The sequence below is a fragment of the Roseateles rivi genome (genome assembly GCF_043555845.1).
GTDB classification, from domain to species: domain Bacteria; phylum Pseudomonadota; class Gammaproteobacteria; order Burkholderiales; family Burkholderiaceae_C; genus Roseateles; species Roseateles rivi.
In genome coordinates this window covers 521458-540607 of record NZ_JBIGHZ010000003.1, presented here as the reverse complement: position 1 = coordinate 540607, position 19150 = coordinate 521458, and the positions used below count along the sequence as shown (strand labels likewise).

Annotated in this window: 22 protein-coding genes, 1 tRNA gene and 2 pseudogenes; 20 read left to right on the top strand and 5 right to left on the bottom strand. The window is 61.9% G+C overall.

The window, feature by feature from the left end; genetic code table 11:
• Positions 1-28: 28 nt before the first annotated feature.
• Together dtd and ACG0Z6_RS09815 are read right to left on the bottom strand one after the other, a co-directional pair.
• Entirely contained in the window at positions 29-469 is a 441-nt protein-coding gene (dtd, locus tag ACG0Z6_RS09820; protein ID WP_394460850.1) for a D-aminoacyl-tRNA deacylase, read from the bottom strand.
• The gene (locus tag ACG0Z6_RS09815) at positions 469-1380 is read right to left on the bottom strand and encodes a cation diffusion facilitator family transporter (RefSeq protein ID WP_394460848.1); all 912 of its coding nucleotides are present in this window, start codon (positions 1378-1380) and stop codon (positions 469-471) included. The genes dtd and ACG0Z6_RS09815 overlap by 1 nt, the downstream gene beginning before the upstream one ends.
• Before the next feature lie 86 nt (positions 1381-1466).
• Between ACG0Z6_RS09815 and argB the strand changes: the two genes are divergently transcribed.
• The 11 genes and pseudogenes from argB (at position 1467) to tatC (ending at position 8265) form a co-directional block, all read left to right on the top strand.
• Complete coding sequence (gene argB, locus ACG0Z6_RS09810) at positions 1467-2375, top strand: acetylglutamate kinase (protein ID WP_394460846.1); 909 nt, start codon at positions 1467-1469, stop codon at positions 2373-2375.
• A gap of 270 nt (positions 2376-2645) precedes the next feature.
• Positions 2646-3332, top strand: a complete 687-nt coding sequence (locus ACG0Z6_RS09805; RefSeq protein ID WP_394460844.1) for a response regulator — start codon at positions 2646-2648, stop codon at positions 3330-3332.
• A 75-nt stretch (positions 3333-3407) separates the two neighbouring features.
• On the top strand, positions 3408-4043 hold the full coding sequence (gene slmA / locus ACG0Z6_RS09800; RefSeq protein ID WP_394460842.1) for a nucleoid occlusion factor SlmA: 636 nt from the start codon (positions 3408-3410) through the stop codon (positions 4041-4043).
• Positions 4044-4047: 4 nt separating this feature from the next.
• A complete protein-coding gene (locus ACG0Z6_RS09795; RefSeq protein WP_394460840.1) occupies positions 4048-4989 on the top strand; it encodes an ATP-binding protein in 942 nt (313 codons plus the stop codon).
• Positions 4982-5434, top strand: a complete 453-nt coding sequence (locus ACG0Z6_RS09790) for an NUDIX domain-containing protein (RefSeq protein ID WP_394460838.1) — start codon at positions 4982-4984, stop codon at positions 5432-5434. Before ACG0Z6_RS09795 ends, ACG0Z6_RS09790 begins: the two co-directional genes overlap by 8 nt.
• On the top strand, positions 5424-6218 hold the full coding sequence (gene hisIE, locus ACG0Z6_RS09785) for a bifunctional phosphoribosyl-AMP cyclohydrolase/phosphoribosyl-ATP diphosphatase HisIE (RefSeq protein WP_394460836.1): 795 nt from the start codon (positions 5424-5426) through the stop codon (positions 6216-6218). Before ACG0Z6_RS09790 ends, hisIE begins: the two co-directional genes overlap by 11 nt.
• A gap of 50 nt (positions 6219-6268) precedes the next feature.
• Complete coding sequence (locus ACG0Z6_RS09780) at positions 6269-6616, top strand: histidine triad nucleotide-binding protein (protein WP_394460834.1); 348 nt, start codon at positions 6269-6271, stop codon at positions 6614-6616.
• A gap of 50 nt (positions 6617-6666) precedes the next feature.
• Complete coding sequence (gene tatA, locus ACG0Z6_RS09775) at positions 6667-6897, top strand: Sec-independent protein translocase subunit TatA (protein ID WP_394460832.1); 231 nt, start codon at positions 6667-6669, stop codon at positions 6895-6897.
• Positions 6898-6909: 12 nt separating this feature from the next.
• Positions 6910-7126, top strand: a pseudogene (tatB, locus tag ACG0Z6_RS09770) (Sec-independent protein translocase protein TatB); the annotation flags it as partial.
• 119 nt (positions 7127-7245) lie between these two features.
• A pseudogene (gene tatB, locus ACG0Z6_RS09765) lies at positions 7246-7386 on the top strand (Sec-independent protein translocase protein TatB); the annotation flags it as partial.
• Positions 7387-7467: 81 nt separating this feature from the next.
• On the top strand, positions 7468-8265 hold the full coding sequence (gene tatC / locus ACG0Z6_RS09760) for a twin-arginine translocase subunit TatC (protein WP_394460829.1): 798 nt from the start codon (positions 7468-7470) through the stop codon (positions 8263-8265).
• 38 nt (positions 8266-8303) lie between these two features.
• On the opposite strand, the gene ACG0Z6_RS09755 is transcribed toward tatC, so the two are convergent.
• On the bottom strand, positions 8304-9473 hold the full coding sequence (locus ACG0Z6_RS09755) for a S1C family serine protease (protein WP_394460827.1): 1170 nt from the start codon (positions 9471-9473) through the stop codon (positions 8304-8306).
• 11 nt (positions 9474-9484) lie between these two features.
• Between ACG0Z6_RS09755 and ACG0Z6_RS09750 the strand changes: the two genes are divergently transcribed.
• Both ACG0Z6_RS09750 and pdxA read left to right on the top strand, forming a co-directional pair.
• Entirely contained in the window at positions 9485-10237 is a 753-nt protein-coding gene (locus ACG0Z6_RS09750; RefSeq protein ID WP_394460825.1) for a Nif3-like dinuclear metal center hexameric protein, read from the top strand.
• Positions 10234-11271, top strand: coding sequence for a 4-hydroxythreonine-4-phosphate dehydrogenase PdxA (pdxA, locus tag ACG0Z6_RS09745; protein WP_394460823.1), 1038 nt, complete (start codon positions 10234-10236; stop codon positions 11269-11271). Before ACG0Z6_RS09750 ends, pdxA begins: the two co-directional genes overlap by 4 nt.
• Before the next feature lie 43 nt (positions 11272-11314).
• Here the strand turns inward: pdxA and mscL are convergent, their stop codons facing one another.
• On the bottom strand, positions 11315-11761 hold the full coding sequence (gene mscL / locus ACG0Z6_RS09740; protein WP_394460821.1) for a large conductance mechanosensitive channel protein MscL: 447 nt from the start codon (positions 11759-11761) through the stop codon (positions 11315-11317).
• A gap of 192 nt (positions 11762-11953) precedes the next feature.
• Between mscL and petA the strand changes: the two genes are divergently transcribed.
• The 6 genes from petA (at position 11954) to ACG0Z6_RS09710 (ending at position 16238) form a co-directional block, all read left to right on the top strand.
• Positions 11954-12550: a ubiquinol-cytochrome c reductase iron-sulfur subunit gene (gene petA, locus ACG0Z6_RS09735; protein WP_394460819.1), complete on the top strand. Its 597-nt coding sequence runs from the start codon at positions 11954-11956 to the stop codon at positions 12548-12550.
• A 17-nt stretch (positions 12551-12567) separates the two neighbouring features.
• On the top strand, positions 12568-13989 hold the full coding sequence (locus ACG0Z6_RS09730; RefSeq protein WP_394460817.1) for a cytochrome b: 1422 nt from the start codon (positions 12568-12570) through the stop codon (positions 13987-13989).
• Between the two features lie 31 nt (positions 13990-14020).
• Positions 14021-14797 carry a cytochrome c1 gene (locus tag ACG0Z6_RS09725; protein ID WP_394460815.1) on the top strand — a complete coding sequence of 259 codons (777 nt, stop codon included), beginning with the start codon at positions 14021-14023 and terminating at the stop codon, positions 14795-14797.
• A gap of 138 nt (positions 14798-14935) precedes the next feature.
• Complete coding sequence (locus ACG0Z6_RS09720) at positions 14936-15553, top strand: glutathione S-transferase N-terminal domain-containing protein (RefSeq protein WP_394460814.1); 618 nt, start codon at positions 14936-14938, stop codon at positions 15551-15553.
• Complete coding sequence (locus ACG0Z6_RS09715; protein ID WP_394460812.1) at positions 15553-16095, top strand: ClpXP protease specificity-enhancing factor; 543 nt, start codon at positions 15553-15555, stop codon at positions 16093-16095. Before ACG0Z6_RS09720 ends, ACG0Z6_RS09715 begins: the two co-directional genes overlap by 1 nt.
• A 67-nt stretch (positions 16096-16162) precedes the next feature.
• Positions 16163-16238 (top strand) — tRNA-Thr (locus tag ACG0Z6_RS09710).
• A 95-nt stretch (positions 16239-16333) separates the two neighbouring features.
• On the opposite strand, the gene ACG0Z6_RS09705 is transcribed toward ACG0Z6_RS09710, so the two are convergent.
• Complete coding sequence (locus ACG0Z6_RS09705) at positions 16334-17767, bottom strand: TIGR03790 family protein (RefSeq protein WP_394460810.1); 1434 nt, start codon at positions 17765-17767, stop codon at positions 16334-16336.
• Between the two features lie 296 nt (positions 17768-18063).
• On the opposite strand from ACG0Z6_RS09705, the gene ACG0Z6_RS09700 reads away from it, so the two are divergent.
• Positions 18064-19116 (top strand): trypsin-like serine protease, encoded by a 1053-nt coding sequence (locus ACG0Z6_RS09700; protein WP_394460808.1) that lies wholly within the window; start codon positions 18064-18066, stop codon positions 19114-19116.
• Positions 19117-19150 lie beyond the last annotated feature (34 nt).

The window sequence follows — 19150 nt, the reverse complement described above, 5'->3', positions numbered from 1 at the left end:
GCGCTCTTTTGGGGAGCGCTCCGCCCCGTCAGTCGATGTGCAGCGGAATAGTCACGGGGCCGTCGTTGACCAAGTGCACCTGCATGTCCGCGCCGAATTCGCCGGTGGCCACACAGGGGTGCTGCGCGCGCGCCAAGGCCACGAATTGTTCGTACAGCGCGCGCCCTTGAGCAGCGGGCGCTGCCGCGCTGAAGCTGGGGCGGTTGCCGCTGCTGGTGTCAGCCGCCAGCGTGAACTGCGAGACGATGAGCAGCCCGCCGCCCACGTCTTGCAAGCTGCGGTTCATCTTGCCGGCCTCGTCACTGAAGATGCGCAGCTTCAGCACCTTGCTGAGCAGCTTTTGCGCCTGCGCCGTGCCGTCATGGGCCTGTGCGCACACCAGCAAAAGGGCACCCGCGCCAATCTCGCCGATGACGCGCCCACCCACCTCAACCCGCGCTGAAGCCACGCGCTGCAACACCGCCAACATCAGGGCTTCTCCAAACGTGGCAGATCGGGGTCAAGGCTGTCGTCAAAGTGCGCCTCCACGCCCATGGGCAGCATCTGGATGCTGGCGCGCAAGCCGGGCAAGGCCGCCATCAACTCTTTCTCCACCTGGTTGCGCAGCGCTGCGGCGCGGCCCAGCGACCAGTCTTCAGGCATGTGCATGTGCAAGTCCACGTAATGGCGCTGCCCGGCGGTGCGCGTGCGCAGGTGGTCAAAGCGCACCTCATCCGCCGCGTGGCGCTGCAACACGGTCTGGACGCTTTGCTGGTCTTGTGCTTCCAGGGCTTTGTCCATCAGGCCATGGGCTGAGCGGGCGATCAAATGCCAGCCTTCGCGCAGGATGTTGAGCGCCACCAAAATCGCCATCAGCGGGTCCAGCCAGGTCCAGCCCGTGAGCATCACGCCGATCAAGCCGAGCACCACACCAGCCGAGGTCCAGACATCGGTGAACAGGTGCCGTGCATCGGCTTCCAGCGCAATGGAGCGGTGTTGGTGCGCTGCACGCAGCATGTAAAACGCCAGCCCGCCGTTGAGCGCCGAACTGAAGACGGAAAGCCCGATGCCCAGCCCCAGCGCCTCCATGGGTGCGGGGGTGAGCCAGCGGTGCACCCCCGCCCAGATGATGCCCAGGGCCGCCACAAAGATCAGCACGCCCTCAAAGCCGCTGGAGAAGTACTCTGCCTTGTGGTGGCCCCAGGGGTGCTCGTCGTCGGCCGGCGCGCTGGCAATGCTCACCATGGCCAAGCCAAACACCGCACCTGCGAGGTTGACCACCGACTCCAGCGCATCGGACAGCAAGGACACGGAATCGGTCCACCACCAAGCGGCAGTCTTTAGCGCAATGGTGGCCACCGCCACGGCAACTGAGAGCTTGAGATAGGCGCTGATTTGCATGGGCGCATTGTCCATGCGCGCCACTTTCTGCAGCCAGGGGCACCCCTACAATTTCTGCCGCCATCTCACACAAATCCAACCTCGCCATGCAAACCGAACCCCATACAGCAGACATCAGTCACATTGCCCCGCGCGAAAAGGCCGAAATCCTCTCTCAGGCCTTACCCTATATCCGCAAGTACCACGGCAAAACCATCGTCATCAAATACGGCGGAAATGCCATGACCGATCCGGCGCTGCAGCAAGACTTTGCCGAGGACGTGGTGCTGCTCAAACTGGTGGGCATGAACCCGGTGGTGGTGCACGGCGGTGGTCCGCAAATTGAAGAGCTGCTCACCAAACTTGGAAAAAAGGGGCACTTCATTCAAGGTATGCGCGTCACCGACGAAGAAACCATGAGCGTGGTCGAATGGGTGCTGGCGGGCGAGGTGCAGCAAGACGTGGTGGGCCTGATCAATGCCGCAGGTGGCAAGGCGGTGGGGCTGACCGGGCGCGACGGTGGGCTGATCCGCGCCAAAAAGCTCATGATCCAAGACAAGGACGACCCCAGCAAAGAGCACGACATCGGCCAGGTTGGCGACATCGTTTCCATCGACCCTAGTGTGGTCAAAGCGCTGCAGGACGACCAGTTCATCCCCGTCATCAGCCCCATCGGTTTTGGTGAACGTAACGAGAGCTACAACATCAACGCAGATGTCGTCGCAGCCAAGCTCGCCACGGTGCTGAAGGCCGAAAAGCTGCTGATGCTCACCAATATTCGCGGTGTGCTGGACAAAGCCGGTGAGTTGTTGACAGAACTGACCCCGGCTCGCATTGACGAGTTGGTGGCTGACGGCACCATCAGTGGCGGCATGATTCCCAAAATCGCTGGCGCTATCGATGCGGCCAAGAGTGGTGTCAATGCTGTGCACATCATCGATGGTCGCGTACCGCACGCCATGCTGCTGGAAATCCTCTCGGATCAGGCCTACGGCACCATGATCTGCTCACAATGACAGCACAGTCATCTGGCTAGGCAAAACATGGCCCAACGCCGATGCTGCCTGAGGGACAAATCTTTCTGCGACCAGCTGACGCAGTATCAGTACCCATTTCATTTTGCATAGTTGCTGGAAATGGTTTTGTGATTTGAAAATGTCGATAGAAATGCTTTAGTAACTCGAATATGCAAATCTAAAAATGGGGATTGCCCTAAACGGCAGGCGTGAGCAGAATAGGCCGCGGATTTCAGGGGCTGCGGCCAAATACACAAATAGGGGGGCCTGATGTCATTGTTTAGCGTCTTGATTGTTGAAGACCAATTGCGCTTTAGAGAAGCCTTTGCTCATGCGCTAGAGCGCGCGCCGGATATCCGGCTGGTGGGTATGGCGGCGGACCTGCAACAGGGGCGCCGTATGTTTGACCAGTTGCGCCCTGACGTGCTGCTGGTGGATCTGGATCTCCCTGGCGGCAGCGGTATTGAATTGATCCGCCACGCCGCCCATGTCGCGCCCGAGTGCGAGGTCATGGTGATTTCGGTGTTTGGGGACGAGCAACACGTGCTGTCCTCCATTGAGGCGGGTGCCACGGGCTATTTGCTCAAAGACAGCTTGGCACTGGACTTGCCGGAGAAGCTGCGCTCGCTGCGTGCCGGGGGCAGTCCCATCAGCCCGGTGATTGCACGGCGTTTGCTCACGCGTTTGGCCCCCGGGTCGGGGCACCATGCGCACCGCTCGCATGACTCGGCGCCCATGCCTTTGGTGGACGAGCAAGTGCCTGCGCTGTCGGAACAAGAGTCGCGGGTGTTGCACTTGGCGGCCAAGGGCTTTACCTTCGACGAAATCGCTCAGTTCATGCATGTGTCACCGCACACCATCATGACTTATGTGAAGCGCACCTACCGCAAGCTGCAGGTGCGCTCCAAGGTTGAGGCGATTTACGAAGCGCGCCGCCTCGGTTGGTTGCGCGACTGAGATCCGTCGCCCGGCGGGAGCAGGGGCAGACCGGGGCCTGTGCCAGAATCGGCGCACCGCCTTGCTCTGCCGCCCATGCAAGCCCCATCTGAAGACGCTCCCACTGCCGACCCCACTTCTGTGGACTTGCCGCGCAAGCGCCCCAAGCCGGGCGAGCGCCGCCTGCAAATCCTGCAGACGCTGGCCAGCATGCTGGAGCAGCCCGGGGCGGAGCGCATCACCACCGCATCCCTGGCCGCACGCATGGCCTTGAGCGAAGCCGCGTTGTATCGACACTTCGTCAGCAAGGCGCAGATGTTCGAGGGCCTCATAGATTTCATCGAATCTAGCGTTTTAGGCCTCATTCAGCAGATTTTGTCGCGTGAGGCCGACGGTGCTGTGCAGGCGCAGCGCATCGTGGCTGTGCTGCTGCAGTTTGGCGAGCGCAACCCAGGCATGTGCCGCGTGATGGTGGGTGACGCGCTGGCCTACGAAGATGAGCGCCTGACGGTGCGCATCAACCAGTTTTTTGACAAGGTGGAGTCCTCCCTGCGCCAAGCCCTGCGGCAGGCTGCGGATGCCGCCGGTAGCACCACGCCCACGGTGACGGCCCAGGTTCAGGCCTCGGTGCTGGTGTGTTTTGCCATGGGCCGACTGCAGCGCTATGTGCGCTCGGCCTTTCGGCGCCTGCCCACGGAGCAATTCGACGCCGCCTGGCAGATATTGGGATGAACCCATGAAGGAATCGACTTTGATGGCGCTGTTGGAGCGCGCCGAGGGTGTGCTTTGCCGTCTGGAAGGCCTCTTGCCTGCACCGCCTCAGCCACCGGACTGGAATGCTGCGGTGGCGTTTCGTTGGCGCCGGCGTGGCGCGGTGGCGCGCCTCGAACCCGTGACGCGTGTGGCCGCCATGGCGCTGGAGGCGCTGCGCGAAGTGGATGCGCAGAAAGAACGCTTGCTGCGCAACACCCAGCAGTTTGTGCAGGGTCAGCCCGCCAACAACGTGTTGCTCACAGGCGCGCGCGGCACGGGTAAAAGCTCGCTGGTGCGGGCCTGCCTGGGGGCTTTTGCTTCGCAGGGCCTGCGCTTGATTGAGGTGGACAAGTCCGACCTCGTCGATCTGCCAGACATCGCCGCACTCACCGCCGGACGGCCCGAGCGCTTTGTGGTGTTTTGCGACGACCTGAGCTTCGAAGAAGGCGAGTCGGGCTACAAAGCGCTCAAGTCCATGCTGGACGGCAGCATTGCCGCGACCGAGGGCAATGTGCTGATTTACGCCACCAGCAATCGGCGCCATCTTTTGCCCGAACGCATGCAAGACAACCTGGGCAGCACGCGCGGCAGCTACGGCGAAATCCATCCCGGGGAAGCGGTGGAGGAGAAGATCTCCCTGTCTGAACGCTTTGGCATGTGGATCAGCTTCTACCCCTTCAGCCAGGACGAATACCTCGCCATCGTGAGCCAATGGTTGCGCCACCATGGTGTGGACGAAGCTGCCATTCAAGCGGCTCAAAGCGATGCCCTGGTGTGGGCGCTGGAGCGCGGTTCGCGCTCAGGCCGTGTGGCCAGCCAGTTCGCGCGCGATTTGGCCGGGCGTTTGGCGCTGGGGGCCGCAGCGCTGCAGCCACAAGCTGCAAACAAGGAAACCGAAGTACCTCAAGAGTTGGACGATGCCTGATTCCGCCACCGAACGCATACCTGTTGATGTGGCCGTTGGGGTGCTTTTGCGCCGTGACGCGCAAGGCCGCGAGCAGTCTTTTTTGCTCACCACGCGCCCGCCCGGCAAGGTCTATGCCGGTCACTGGGAATTCCCTGGCGGCAAGATCGAAGCGGGCGAAACCCTGGAGCAGGCGCTGCGGCGCGAGCTGCAGGAGGAGCTGGGCATCACCATCGAACAGGTCCATCCGTGGAAGGTGGATGTGATGGACTACCCCCACGCTCGCGTGCGCCTGCACTTTTGCAAGGTCTACGACTGGCAGGGCGATTTGCAAATGCTCGAAGGCCAGCAATTCGCCTGGCAATCGCTGCCCGTGCAGGTGCAGCCGGTGCTGCCGGGCACCATCCCGGTGCTGCGCTGGTTGGCGCAAGAGCAGGGCTTTGAAGGAAACACCCATGTCGAATGAAAAAGCACCCTCGTGGTTGGACGAGGTGCGCTGGGATGCCCAGGGCTTGATACCGGCCATTGCTCAGGAAGAGGGCAGTGGCGATGTGCTCATGGTGGCGTGGATGAACCGCGAGTCCCTGGCGCAAACCGTGCAACGCGGCGAGGCCGTGTACTGGAGCCGCTCGCGCCAAAAGCTTTGGCACAAGGGCGAAGAATCAGGCCATGTGCAGCGCGTGCATGACATCCACCTCGACTGCGATGCCGACGTGCTGCTGCTGCGTGTCACGCAGCTGGGTCACAACCCCGGCGTGGCCTGCCACACAGGGCGCCACAGCTGCTTCTACAAGCGCTTGGGTGATCAGGGCTGGGAAGACGCAGCCCCCGTGCTCAAGTCGCCGCAGCAAATCTATGGCCGCTCAGAGGCGTCGGGCACGGTGAGCGCCAGCCCAGCGGTGCAGGGCTCTGCGGCCGCGCACGACATCCTCAGCGCGCTGGGGCGCTTGGTGCAGGAGCGCCGCGACGCGGGCGACCCTAGCCAGAGTTATGTGGCCAAGCTGTTTGACAAAGGGCTGGACCACATTCTGAAAAAAGTGGGTGAGGAAGCCACCGAGGTTGTCATCGCGGCCAAGGGCGGCGAGGCCGAGCAACTGGTCTACGAAGTGGCCGATCTCTGGTTTCACAGCATCGTCGCGCTGGCCGCGCTGCAGCAAAAGCCCGAGGCCGTGTTGGCTGAGCTGGCGCGCCGCGAAGGCCTGTCTGGCCTGGTGGAGTTCGCCCAGCGCCAGCGGCCTGCCAAGACTTGAGTCAGTCAGTGCTGACGTGTCGAACTGTTTGAGCTGAAGGAGTGCTTCCCATGTCTGCAGACCCGAACTGCATTTTTTGCAAGATCGTTGCCGGCCAGATTCCTGCGCGCAAAGTCTACGAAGACGAATACATCCTGGCCTTTCACGACATCGCGCCCTGGGCGCCGGTGCACATCCTGCTCGTGCCCAAGCTGCACATCGTCAGCATGGCGCAGCTGCAGCCCGAGCATGAGGCGCTGATGGGGCGCATGAGCGTTTTGGTGCCACGCCTGATGCAAGAGCTGGGTGTCAGCAACGGCTTTCGCACCGTCATCAACACCGGCGCTGATGGTGGGCAGGAGGTGATGCACCTGCACATGCACGCCTTGGGCGGCCCTCGCCCCTGGAGCAAGGGCTGACTGTCACAGTCGCGGCTCTAGAATCAACAGTTCGATTTGAGGAGATAGCCATGGGTTCCCTGAGCATTTGGCACTGGTTGGTGGTGTTGGTGGTCGTCATCGCCGTCTTCGGTACCAAGAAGTTGCGCAACGTCGGTAGCGATTTGGGCGCCGCAGTCAAAGGTTTCAAAGACGGCATGAAGGACGGCAGCACTGACGCCACGCCGCCCCAGCAAGTCACCCACACCAACACGGTTCGCGATGCCAACACCGTGGACGTGGACGCCAAGACCAAGGGCTGACGAGACCACGCCGTGATTGACTTTGGTTTTGACAAACTCGCTTTGATTGGTGCTGTCGCACTCGTGGTTTTGGGCCCCGAGCGACTGCCTCGCGTGGCACGCACCGTGGGCCATTTGCTGGGCAAGGCGCAGCGCTACGTCTCTGACGTCAAGGCTGAGGTCAATCGCTCCATCGAGCTGGAAGAGCTTCAGAAAATGAAGAGCCAGTTCGAAACCGCGGCGCGCGAGACGGGTGCTGACCTGCAAAAAGAGCTCGACACGGCCCAGCAGGCCTGGCAGAACGAGTGGGGCAATGCGTCCTCCAGCGCCTATGGCGATGGCGCGGGGCAGGGCTATGAACTGCCGCCGCCTACCTACCGGCACCCGCGCAAAAACTGGCGCTTGAAGCGCGGCGCCATGCCGCTTTGGTACAAGCAGCAGCAAGGGGTGCGGCGCCACGCGCAATCCGGTGCTGCGCGTGTGGCACGGCACAGGCCGCCGCGCCGCTGATGGTGTTGTTGGGTCCGGGCTTGCGCGCAGCGCCCAGCACCGGGCAACCTAGAAATTGATTCCCAAGCACAAGGAGCGGCGGTGAGCTCACCTTCGCACGACAAGCACGACGAACTGGCCGGTACCGAGCAGCCCTTTGTCGCCCACCTGATGGAATTGCGAGACCGCCTGATTCGTGCAGCGGTTTCTGTGCTGCTGGTGTTCGGCGCGCTGTGCATCTACCCCACGCCTTCGGGTCTGTATGACTTGCTGGCCGCACCCTTGGTGTCGCACCTGCCAGCGGGCCAGACCCTGATTGCCACCAGCGTTATTTCGCCCTTTGTGGTGCCTCTGAAGGTGACGCTGCTGGCGGCCTTTTTGCTGGCCTTGCCGGTGGTGCTTTACCAAGCTTGGGCCTTTATTGCGCCGGGCTTGTACGCCCACGAAAAGCGCTTGGTCATGCCCCTGGTCTTGTCCAGCACCTTGCTGTTTTTTGCGGGCGTGGCGTTTTGCTATTTCTTTGTGTTTGGGCAGGTGTTCAAGTTCATCCAGAGCTGGGCGCCCAAAAGCATTGCGGCCACGCCTGACGTGGAGGCCTACCTGGGCTTTGTGATGAATATGTTCATCGCCTTCGGTGCCGCGTTTGAAGTGCCCGTGGTGGTCATGGTGCTGGTGCGCATGGGCTTGGTGACGCTGCAAAAGCTGCGCGAGTTCCGCGCCTATTTCATCGTCGTGGCCTTTGTGATCGCGGCGGTGATCACGCCGCCCGATGTGGTGTCGCAGCTGGCTCTGGCCATTCCCATGTGCTTGCTCTACGAGGTTGGGATCTGGGCTGCGGGCCTGTTCTCCCGCTACAGCAAGGCACCGGACGAAGAGCCCGAGCAAGGCGCGGCTCAGTAGCGCTTGGGCGTCAAGGCGAACAGCCTCTCAGAGGCCGCTCACTCCTTGGTGTCTAGGCGCGCTTGGCGCGGACGCTGTGCCACCTGCAGCGTGACCGTGAGCGCGTCAGCGCCACGCAGCAAGTCCACCACCACGGTGCTGCTGGGCTTGAGGCCGCTGACGGTTTGCAGCAACTCAGCGGGGTTGTGGACGGCCTGCCCGCCAATGCGCAGCACCACATCGCCAGGCTGAATGCCGCTGCGCGCGGCCGGGGCACCGCGCAGCACGCCGCCCACCAGCACGCCCAGTGTGTCGGCAGGCAGGCGCAGCTGCAGGGCTTGAATCAATTCCGGGCTGAGTTCGCGTGGCTGTATGCCAATCCAGCCGCGCGTCACTTGCCCGTCGCGCACCAGGGATTGCATCACCTGATTGGCCGTGTCCACGGGGATGGCAAACCCAATGCCCACGCTGCCGCCGCCGCGGCGGGAATAGATGGCAGTGTTGATGCCCACCAACTGCCCCTGGATGTCCACCAGGGCCCCGCCGGAGTTGCCGGGGTTGATGGCGGCATCGGTCTGGATGAAGTTCTCGAAGGTGTTGATGCCCAGCTGATTGCGTCCCAGCGCCGAAACAATGCCTGAGGTGACGGTCTGCCCGACATTGAAGGGGTTGCCAATGGCCAGCACGATGTCTCCGACCTCCAGCTGGGCTGAGCGCCCCAGCCTGAGCACTGGCAAGTTGGGTAGCGCAATGCGCAGCACGGCCAAATCGGTCTCGGGGTCGGTGCCCACCAAATCGGCCTGCGCTTGGCGACCATCGGCCAGCTGCACGCGAATGTCCGACGCGCCCTCAACCACATGGTTGTTGGTGAGCAAATAGCCTTGCTCAGAAACAATCACCCCCGAGCCAAGTCCGGTGCGTGTAGGCAGGCGGTCCTCGGGGGTGAGGGCCTGCCAGCCCTCGCTGCGCTGGCCCGCGCGGGGCGATTTGCTGGCCGTGACCGACACCACGGCAGGCGTGGCGGCGCGGGCTGCTGCGGCATAGCTGATTTGGCCTGACGCGCGCGTAGCGACTACGGCTGCGGCGCCTGACACTGCTGCAGCGCTGCTGCTGGCCTTGGGTGAAACAGGCAGCCACTGTGGCTTGAGTGTGGAAACGACGAAGAGGCCTGCCAGTCCGACCGTGGTGGCTTGCGCGAAAATCAACCAATAGCGGCGTAGTGCGCTCAAGCAAACCTCATATGGCAAATCGTTTGGAACTCGAATCGTGGCTGGAAGCTCAATTGGAGCCCCGTCGCTTCAAGGATTATGGGCCGAATGGTCTCCAAGTCGAGGGGCGTTCAGAAGTGCGCCATGTGGTGTCAGGGGTGACGGCAAGTTTGGCCCTGATTGAAGCCGCGGTGGCCGCAGGGGCGGACACGATCTTGGTGCACCACGGGCTTTTTTGGCGCGGCCAGGACGGGCGCGTCACGGGTTGGATGCGCAAACGCCTGGCGCTGCTGTTGCAGCATGAAATCAATCTGCTGGCGTATCACTTGCCGCTGGATGCTCACCCGCAGTGGGGCAACAACGCGCAGCTGGCACAGCGCTGCGGTTGGGCTTCAGATGCCAATTTCGGCGAAGGCGATTTGGGCTGCATCGGCGCGCTGCCAGAGGCGCTCAACAACGAGGCTGCACTGCAGGCGCATTTAGGCCAGGTGTTGCAGCGCCAGCCCACCTGGGTGCCTGGCGATGGGCGCGTGCTGCGGCGCGTGGCCTGGTGCACGGGCGGGGCACAGGGCTATTTCGAGGCTGCCATCGCCGCTGGGGCTGATGTCTACATCACCGGCGAAATCTCTGAGCCTCAGGCCCACTATGCGGCTGAAACCGGCGTGGCTTACGTGGCCGCCGGGCACCACGCCACCGAACGCTACGGGGTGCAGGCGCTGGGCGAGGCCATGGCCAGCGCCTGGGGGCTGCGCCATCAATTCATCGACATTCCCAATCCCGCATGAACAACTTGCCCATTCTTGTCAGCATGGGTGATGCCTGCGGCATAGGCCCGGAAGTCGCCGTGGCAGCGGTGGCTCGCGCCATTGCCGCCTCACCGCAGGGGCGAGGCGATGCCTGCCTGGTGGGCGATGTGGCCGTGCTGCGCCGTGCCGCTCGCATCATGGGTGTGGCGCTGCCACTGGTGGTGCTCGACAGCGTGGACGAACCCGCACCGGCCCATGCCCTGCCGGTTTGGCAGCCGCCGGGGCTGCCTTCGAACTTGATGGATTTGCCCCTGGGGCAGGTGAGGGCCGAGGCGGGTCGCGCGGCAGCGCAGTGCATAGAAGCTGCGGTGCGTGAAATTCAAGGTGGTCGCGGGCGCGCCCTGGTCACAGCGCCCATCCACAAAGAAGCTTTGCATGCTGCGGGTGTGGCCTACCCTGGGCATACCGAGATGCTGCAGGCTTTGTGTGTGAACGCCAGTGGCACGCTGCCGCCAGTGCGCATGATGCTGGCCAACGATGAGCTTCGGGTGGTCTTGGTCACCATCCATGTGGCGCTGCGCCAAGCCGTGACCTTGATCGACGCCGAGCGTGTGCTTCAGACCTTGCTTATCACCGATGAGGCCTTGCGTCGCTTCGGATTGACCCGGCCGCGCATTGCAGTGGCGGGCCTCAATCCCCATGCCGGGGAGGGCGGTTTGTTTGGCGATGAAGAGCTGCTGCACATCGCGCCGGCGGTGGCACAAGCCAAGGCCTTGGGCCTGGATGTATGCGGGCCGTTGGCCCCGGATACCGTGTTCATGCGGGCTCGCCATGCGCCGCCCCACAAGGTGGGTGAGTTCGATGCCGTGGTGGCCATGACGCATGACCAAGGCCTGATCCCCGTGAAGTATCTGGGGGTCGATCAGGGTGTGAACGTGACGCTGGGGCTGCCGCTGGTGCGCACCAGCCCGGATCACGGCACCGCTTTTGATATTGCAGGGCAGGGCCTTGCCGACCCTGCCAGCATGTGTGCCGCGCTGCGCATGGCGCGCGCCCTGGCGGCCTCAGTCTGACTCAGCCAAAGGCGCGGCACGCATCCGGCGTGCCGGGCGTGCTTCAGCTTTGCTTGCGCTGCAGTGAGTCGCGAATTTCGCGCAGCAGCTGGATGTCTTCGGGCGTGGGCGGGGCTTCGGCCGGTGCGGCTGCGGGCTCGTCGCGCTTGAGGCGGTTGATCTGCTTGACCATCATGAAGATGATGAAGGCCAGGATCAGGAAGTTCAGCGCCACGGTCAGGAAGTTGCCGTAGGCAAACAGGGCCACACCAGCCTTGGTGAGCGCTTCGTAGGTCATGGCGCCCTTGTAGTCGGCGGGCAGATTGCCCAACACGACAAAGTAGTTGCTGAAGTCCAGGCCGCCAAAAATCTTACTCACCAGCGGCATGATCAAGTCCTTGACGATGGAGTCAACGATCTTGCCAAACGCGCCGCCGATGATCACACCAACGGCCAAGTCCACCACATTGCCCTTGACGGCGAACTCGCGAAACTCTCGCATGAAACTCATCTCTCACTCCTGTTGTTTTCGGGGTGCGGCATCGTAATGGTATTCACCAAGATTTTTCGATCCCTTATGGAGGTGGATCAAACTGTTGTCGATTTGGGCGTCGTATTGGTGCAGCTCCGGAGATTGCCAAACGGACCCCCTCGCTAAAATGTTGGATTGCCCCCCGATCAGAAGTTTCGTTTGAGGAACCTCATGAGTGACCAGCAAGTGGACCAAGGCAAGCGCACGTGGCTGATCGCCACCGGATGCGCTGGTGCCGTTGGCGGTGTTGCCACCGCCATACCTTTCGTGAGCACCTTCGCCCCCTCGGAGCGAGCCAAGGCAGCCGGTGCCGCCGTAGAGGTGGATGTCAGTGCGATGAAGCCTGGCGAAAAACTGACCGTCGAATGGCGCGGCAAGCCCGTGTGGATTGTTCGCCGCACGCCGGAGCAGCTCGATGCTCTGGCGAAATTGGACCCGCAATTGGCGGACCCCAACTCCGACCGCAAGGCTTACCCGACGCCGGAGTATGCAAAGAATGCCCACCGCTCGATCAAACCGGAATATCTGGTGGTCGTCGGTATTTGCTCGCATTTGGGCTGCTCACCGAGCGACAAATTCCAGCCCGGTGCGCAACCCTCCCTGCCCGACGACTGGAATGGTGGCTTCCTCTGCCCCTGCCATGGTTCGACCTTTGACATGGCTGGGCGTGTCTTCAAGAACAAGCCGGCACCCGATAACTTGGAAGTGCCGCCGCATATGTATCTGTCCGACGCCAAGCTCCTGATTGGCGACGACAAGACGGCTTAACGAGCGCAGAGGTCGACATGGCTGAATTCAAAGAAGCGCCTGCTGGGGCGTCGATGGGCGTGCGTTTGCTGACGTGGGTGGACAACCGCTTCCCCGCCAGCAAGATGTACAAGGAACACATGTCGGAGTACTACGCTCCGAAGAATTTCAACTGGTGGTACATCTTCGGTTCGCTGGCCCTGCTGGTGCTGGTGATCCAGATCGTCACGGGCATCTTCCTGGTGATGCACTACAAGCCGGATGCCTCGCTCAACGCGGCAGGCGTGCCGGTGGCCTTTGCCTCGGTCGAATACATCATGCGTGATGTGCCCTGGGGCTGGCTGATCCGCTACATGCACTCCACGGGGGCCTCGGCGTTCTTTGTGGTGGTGTATCTGCACATGTTCCGTGGCCTGATCTACGGCTCCTACCGCAAGCCGCGTGAGCTGGTCTGGATTTTTGGCTGCGCCATCTTCCTGTGCCTGATGGCCGAGGCCTTCATGGGCTATCTGCTGCCTTGGGGTCAGATGTCCTACTGGGGCGCGCAGGTGATCGTGAACCTCTTCGCGGCCGTGCCATTTGTCGGCAACGAGCTGGCGCTGATGATCCGCGGCGACTTCGTCGTGGGCGACGCTACGCTGAACCGCTTCTTCAGCTTCCACGTGATTGCAGTGCCTCTGGTGCTGCTGGGCCTGGTGGTGGCGCACATCATTGCGCTGCACGAAGTGGGTTCCAACAACCCCGATGGCATCGAGATCAAAGCCAAGAAGGACGAACAGGGTCGCCCGCTCGACGGCATTCCCTTCCACCCCTACTACTCGGTGCACGACATCTTCGGTGTGGGCCTCTTCCTGATGGCTTTCACAGCGGTGGTGTTCTTCGCGCCTGAGTTCGGTGGCTACTTCCTGGAGTTCAACAACTTCATCCCGGCCGACCCGCTCAAGACCCCCGCACACATTGCGCCGGTGTGGTACTTCACGCCCTTCTATTCGATGCTGCGCGCCACCACGGATGTGATGGTCAACGTGCTGTGCCTCATCATCGCGGCGGCGGCTGTGCTGGCGGTGCTCAAGTGCCGCTTCGCGGGCAAGACCAAGGTCTTGGTGTTTGTCGGTGCGCTGGTGGCCATCGGCCTGCTCAAGGTCTTCGACGCCAAGTTCTGGGGTGTGGTGGTCATGGGCGGCGCTGTGATCATCCTGTTCTTCCTGCCTTGGCTGGACTACAGCCCAGTGAAGTCGATCCGCTACCGTCCTGACTGGCACAAGTACGTCTATGGCGTGTTTGTGGTGTTCTTCCTGGTGCTGGCGTATCTGGGCATCAAGCCGCCCTCAGACATCGGCACGCTCATCTCGCAGGTCGGCACGCTGTACTACTTCGGCTTCTTTTTGCTGATGCCTTGGTGGAGTCGGCTGGGTACGCCCAAGCCAGTGCCTGAGCGCGTGACTTTCACGCCCCACTGAACACCCACCCGCAGCCTAGGAGCAACGAACAATGAATAAGCTGATCGCCACGCTGCTGACAGCCCTGAGCCTGGGATTGGGCAGTGCCGCCCATGCCGCCGGTGGCGGCATTGCTTGGGACAAGTTCCCCGAGCAGAAGATGACGGATATCACCTCGCTGCAGCGCGGTGCCCAAATCTTCGTCAACTACTGCTTGAACTGCCACTCGGCCTCTTTCATGCGCTACAACCGGCTTCAGGAGCTGGGGCTGAGCGAGGCGCAGATCAAGGCCAACCTCATGTTCGCCGCCGACAAGGTGGGCGAGACCATGAAAGTGGCCATGGACCCGCGCCAAGCCAAAGAGTGGTTCGGTGCCACGCCGCCGGACCTCACCCTGATCGCACGTTCGCGCTCTGAGGCGACCAAGGGTTCGGGCGCTGATTACCTCTACACCTATCTCCGAACCTACTATCGTGACGAGACCAAGGCCACGGGATGGAATAATCTCGCTTTCCCCAGCGTAGGCATGCCGCACGTGCTGTGGGAGCTGCAGGGCGTACGCACTGCCAAGTTTGTCGATGAACCGGACCCGCACGACGCTAGCAAGACGCACCACGTCTTCAAAGGCTTCGAGCAGCAAAGCCCCGGCTCCATGACGGCTGAGCAGTACGACAACGCCGTGGCTGATTTGGTGGCCTTCCTGAAGTGGATGGGCGAGCCGACTCAGGGCCTGCGCTTCAACCTTGGTGTGGCCGTGCTGCTGTTTCTGGGTGTGTTCACCTTGTTTGCTTGGCGCTTGAACGCTTCCTATTGGAAAGACATCAAGTAAGCTAGCGGCTCGGGGGAGATACCCGGCTTGAGATGCGCAGTGGGGGGCTTGTTTGAGCCGCCACTGCGTTTGCGTTTTGTGTTGCCGGAATTTCTGGCGTGAAATCATTGGAGCCGCGAGGCTCGGGAGTCCTTTGCCATGATGGTGCTTTACTCTGGAACCACTTGCCCCTATTCGCACCGTTGCCGCTTTGTGCTGTTCGAAAAGGGTATGGACTTCGAAATCCGCGATGTGGACTTGTTCGCCAAGCCGGAAGACATCGCGCTGATGAACCCCTACAACGAGGTGCCCATCCTGGTTGAGCGGGATCTGATCCTGTACGAGTCCCACATCATCAACGAGTACATCGACGAGCGCTTCCCGCACCCTCAACTCATGCCCGGTGACCCCGTGGCGCGTGCCCGCGTGCGACTGTTCCTCTTCAACTTCGAGAAGGAACTCTTCGCCCACGTCAACGTGCTGGAAAACCGCAGCCAACCCGTCAAGCCGACGGAAAAGCAGCTGGAGAAGGCACGCTCGCAGATTCGCGACCGACTCACCCAGCTCGCCCCCATCTTCTTGAAGAACAAGTACATGCTGGGCGACGACTTCTCCATGCTGGACGTGGCCATTGCGCCGCTGCTGTGGCGCTTGGACTACTACGGCATCGACATGTCCAAGAACGCCGTGCCACTGCTGAAATACGCCGAGCGCATCTTCTCCCGCCCCGCCTACATCGAGGCGCTGACGCCTTCTGAAAAGGTGATGCGCAAGTAATGAACTCGGGCAATTTCAGTGAAGCTGGGGGCGGCAGTTCAACGCGGCCCTACCTGATCCGCGCGCTGCATGAATGGTGTACAGACAACGGGTTCACGCCCTATTTGGCTGTTCATGTTGATGCGCGCGTTCAGGTGCCCAGGGAGTACGTGAACAACGGCGAAATCGTGCTCAACGTCAGCTTTGACGCTACCAGCCACCTGGACTTGGGCAACGAGTACATCCGCTTCAAGGCACGCTTTGGCGGCGTGCCGCGGGACATCGCCGTTCCCGTCGAGCATGTTGTGGCCATCTATGCGCGTGAAAACGGGCAGGGCATGGCATTTCCCAAGCCGCTGGAGCTGGGAATCGCAGATGGCGTGGAGCCGGCTGTTGATTCGTCGGCGCGAGCTGAGGATGCGTCCACCGCGCCGACTGGGCTGCGCCTGGCACCCAACCCGACTCTGCCTGCGCCAGACATGGCGGCTGAGCCAGCCGACGGGCCGGGTGATGACATCCCGCCTCCCACGGGTGGTCGTCCGGCCCTCAAACGCGTGAAGTAAAGAGAAATTTCCTGCAGCATCCCAAATCTGCGGGAAATCGCCTGATATACTTTTGCGCTCAGCATGAGCCGGCTTAGCTCAGTTGGTAGAGCAACCGCCTTGTAAGCGGTAGGTCATCAGTTCGAATCCGATAGCCGGCACCATATCTTGCTGTGAAACACAAATCAGCCCGCCTCGGCGGGCTTTTTTGCGTCTGTTTGCGGCGCTCACTGGGTGACGGGTCAAACACGCCCGAGGATCAAGATGGTGAGCTTGCGAGCGTGCACGTCTGGGTCAAATCCAGCGGACAGGGGCCGCGCCAGCGGATTTGCACCGCGTCCACTGGGGGGAGTGGCAGCGTCCAGGTTTTGGGCGCGGCGCTGGTAGGTTGAATGGTGGCGAGCTCTTTCCAATCGCCGCTGGCACTGCGAAATTCCAAGGCATAGCGCGCATTGGGGCGCAGCCGACGAGTGTTGAGTTGGTAATTGTTGCCTACCACTTCCAGCGAGGGGTTGTCAGGCCAGGGGCGCGCCAACGGGTCTCCTATGAACAGGCCTTGGCCGGGCATATCTACTGACTTCCAGTAGGCTTCAATCAAGCTGGCGCCCCGAAAGTACTGGTCTAACAGAACCGAAACTTTGGGAAATTTGCCGCCGAAATTGCAAGGCTCTTCAACCGTGCCATAGGTGCCTGTGAGTCCTGCGTCCAGCCAAGCGGTTGCTGGTGTTTGACCGCGTGCGTCCGGCAGCAGCCCTGCAAATGAGGTCAAGCTGTCTCCCACGGCGCCGGGGCGGTACTGGTGGGCATTCAGGTCGCTGACTTGAGGCAAGCCTGTGAAGTAGGCCAGCACGTCGGTGCGCGGCGATAAGCTGTTGTTGGCTTGGCCTTGTGCGTTGTCAATCAACACGGTGCGCAGGCCGCTGTCCAGCCATTGGCGCGTGACTTGGTGGAAGTCTGCAGCCCGAATGTTGCGCATGGCATCGTCGGTGGAGACCAAGTAGACCGTGCCGCTAGGCTGTGATCCATCAGCTTGCAGGCCCCGCTGAATCAGCGTGCGCGCACCCTCCAAGCTGGTCGCACCCAGCAGCATCGACGGGCGCCATCCCATCTCCTGAAAAGGACGCTGCACCTCACTGCCAAAGTAGGGTGAATTGCGCGTGCTCAGGCAGGGGCTAGGCGCTTTGCTGGACACACAGGCTTTGGCGTCATAACCCCAAGCCATGGCACTGGTGATGCTGACAGAGCAAAACTCTCCTTGCACGCGGGTGGGAACAGCCCAGGTGATCAAGGTCGCCTGTACATCAGCGCCCAGTTGCGCATCGACAGCGGCTTTGATGGCCGCGAAGTCGGCGGCGGACATGCTCTGCTCAGTGCTGGGCAAGATGACCTTCACGATATTGCCCGGCGGTACGCCACGCACGCGGGCGTACTCCGCGGCGACGGCTTCCGACAACGCATCACCCTGCGCCACCACCAAGCCCAGCTGAGAGGCGCGCAGGCCCTGATCGGGCAAGCTCAGTCGCAGCTGTGTGTTGTATTGCGGTGGGGGCGTCGGGGCGGGGGCGCTTGCTGCGTCATTGCCGCTGCCGCCCTGGCAGCCTGCCAGGAGGCTGGTGCATAGCAGCCACTTTGTCGGCCAGTGGCGGGCGATGTGAGTACTGCGGTGGTGCGGCATGGTCGTGAAGGCACTCATGAAGGGGATGAAGCGGGATTGCTGCGCGTTCGGTTCACAGGGTATGCCCGAGCAACGCTTTCACCGCACAACACCCGAGGGAAATTGCGACCACGCAAGCAAGGGGTTGGTGAAGGTCGGGCTCAAAAACCCCATGGCTCCTGGGCAAAGGTCGTATTTCGTGACAAACGCCACAGCATATGCAACCGGCGGTTAATCAAATGAAACCAAGTGTGAATATTTCACGATTCGTGGTGCGCAACCATACGTCCAACGGGGAGTCAGACCCCGGGCACTCGAACCAGATGGAGACGAACTTGAAACAACGTTGGATGACCCTGGCCGGCGCGGTTGGCGCGGCCCTGAGTGTGTGGAGCAGCCCCGCTGCCGCCTATTTCACGACCGAGTTGCCGACGCCTGCGGGCCAAGACACCGAGTTCAATACTTTGCATCGTCCGCCCTACGCTGCCGAATACTCGGGCGTCGTGCGGCTGCGCCTCTATAACCTGGCAGGCGCTTCGCCTACGGTGTGCACGGGCTCTTTGCTCGCCGGTGGGCAGTACGTTTTGACCGCAGCGCATTGCGTTACTGACGGAACGGGCAAAGTGGACCGTGGTAACGGTTTGGCCTACTTTGGCATGGACCCCAGCAAGTCCATCACGTCCAACGAGTCCATCCGCTTCAGCTCGTCGGCACAGATTTTTGTGAAGCCCGGGTTTGATGGCAGCACCAGCAATGGCAACGACATTGCCTTGATCAAACTGGATTCTGAGGCGCGTGCCGAAATCAACCGCTACACCATCTATACCGGTACGGATGAGGTGGGGCAGGTGTCGGACAAAGTGGGCTGGGGTGCTTTTGGCAGCGGCGCGGTGGGGGATGCCAACTCCAAGTCGGGCACCGATTTGATCAAGGGCAAGAACCGCTGGGAGATGACTGGCGAGCAGTTCCGCGCTGGCGGGGCGTCAGATCTGCTGTACTACGACTTTGACAACGGGCTGGCTGCCAACGACTCCTTCGGGCTGGTCTATGGCCTGACCGATTTGGGGCTGGGGAAAGACGAAGTGCTGGCCGGTGGTGGCGATTCCGGTGGCCCGTCCTTTCTCAATGGCGTGATCGCGGGCGTTGTCTCCCATGGCACCTATTTGAGCCAAGGGGACTACCTGGCCGGTCGCAACAAGAGCTTTGGTGAATACGAGGCCGATACCCGCGTGTCCTCGCATGCACAGTGGGTGGCCTCGATTGCGGGCAACCAGGTGCTGGCCGGTCCTGTGCCTGAGCCGTCGACCTACGCCTTGCTGCTCGGTGGTTTGGCCGTGGTGGGCTGGGCCCGCCGCCGCATGGCACCAGCAGATGTCAGCCAGCGCTGAGATCCATTTGCCGACACAAAAAAGGGCGCCCCAC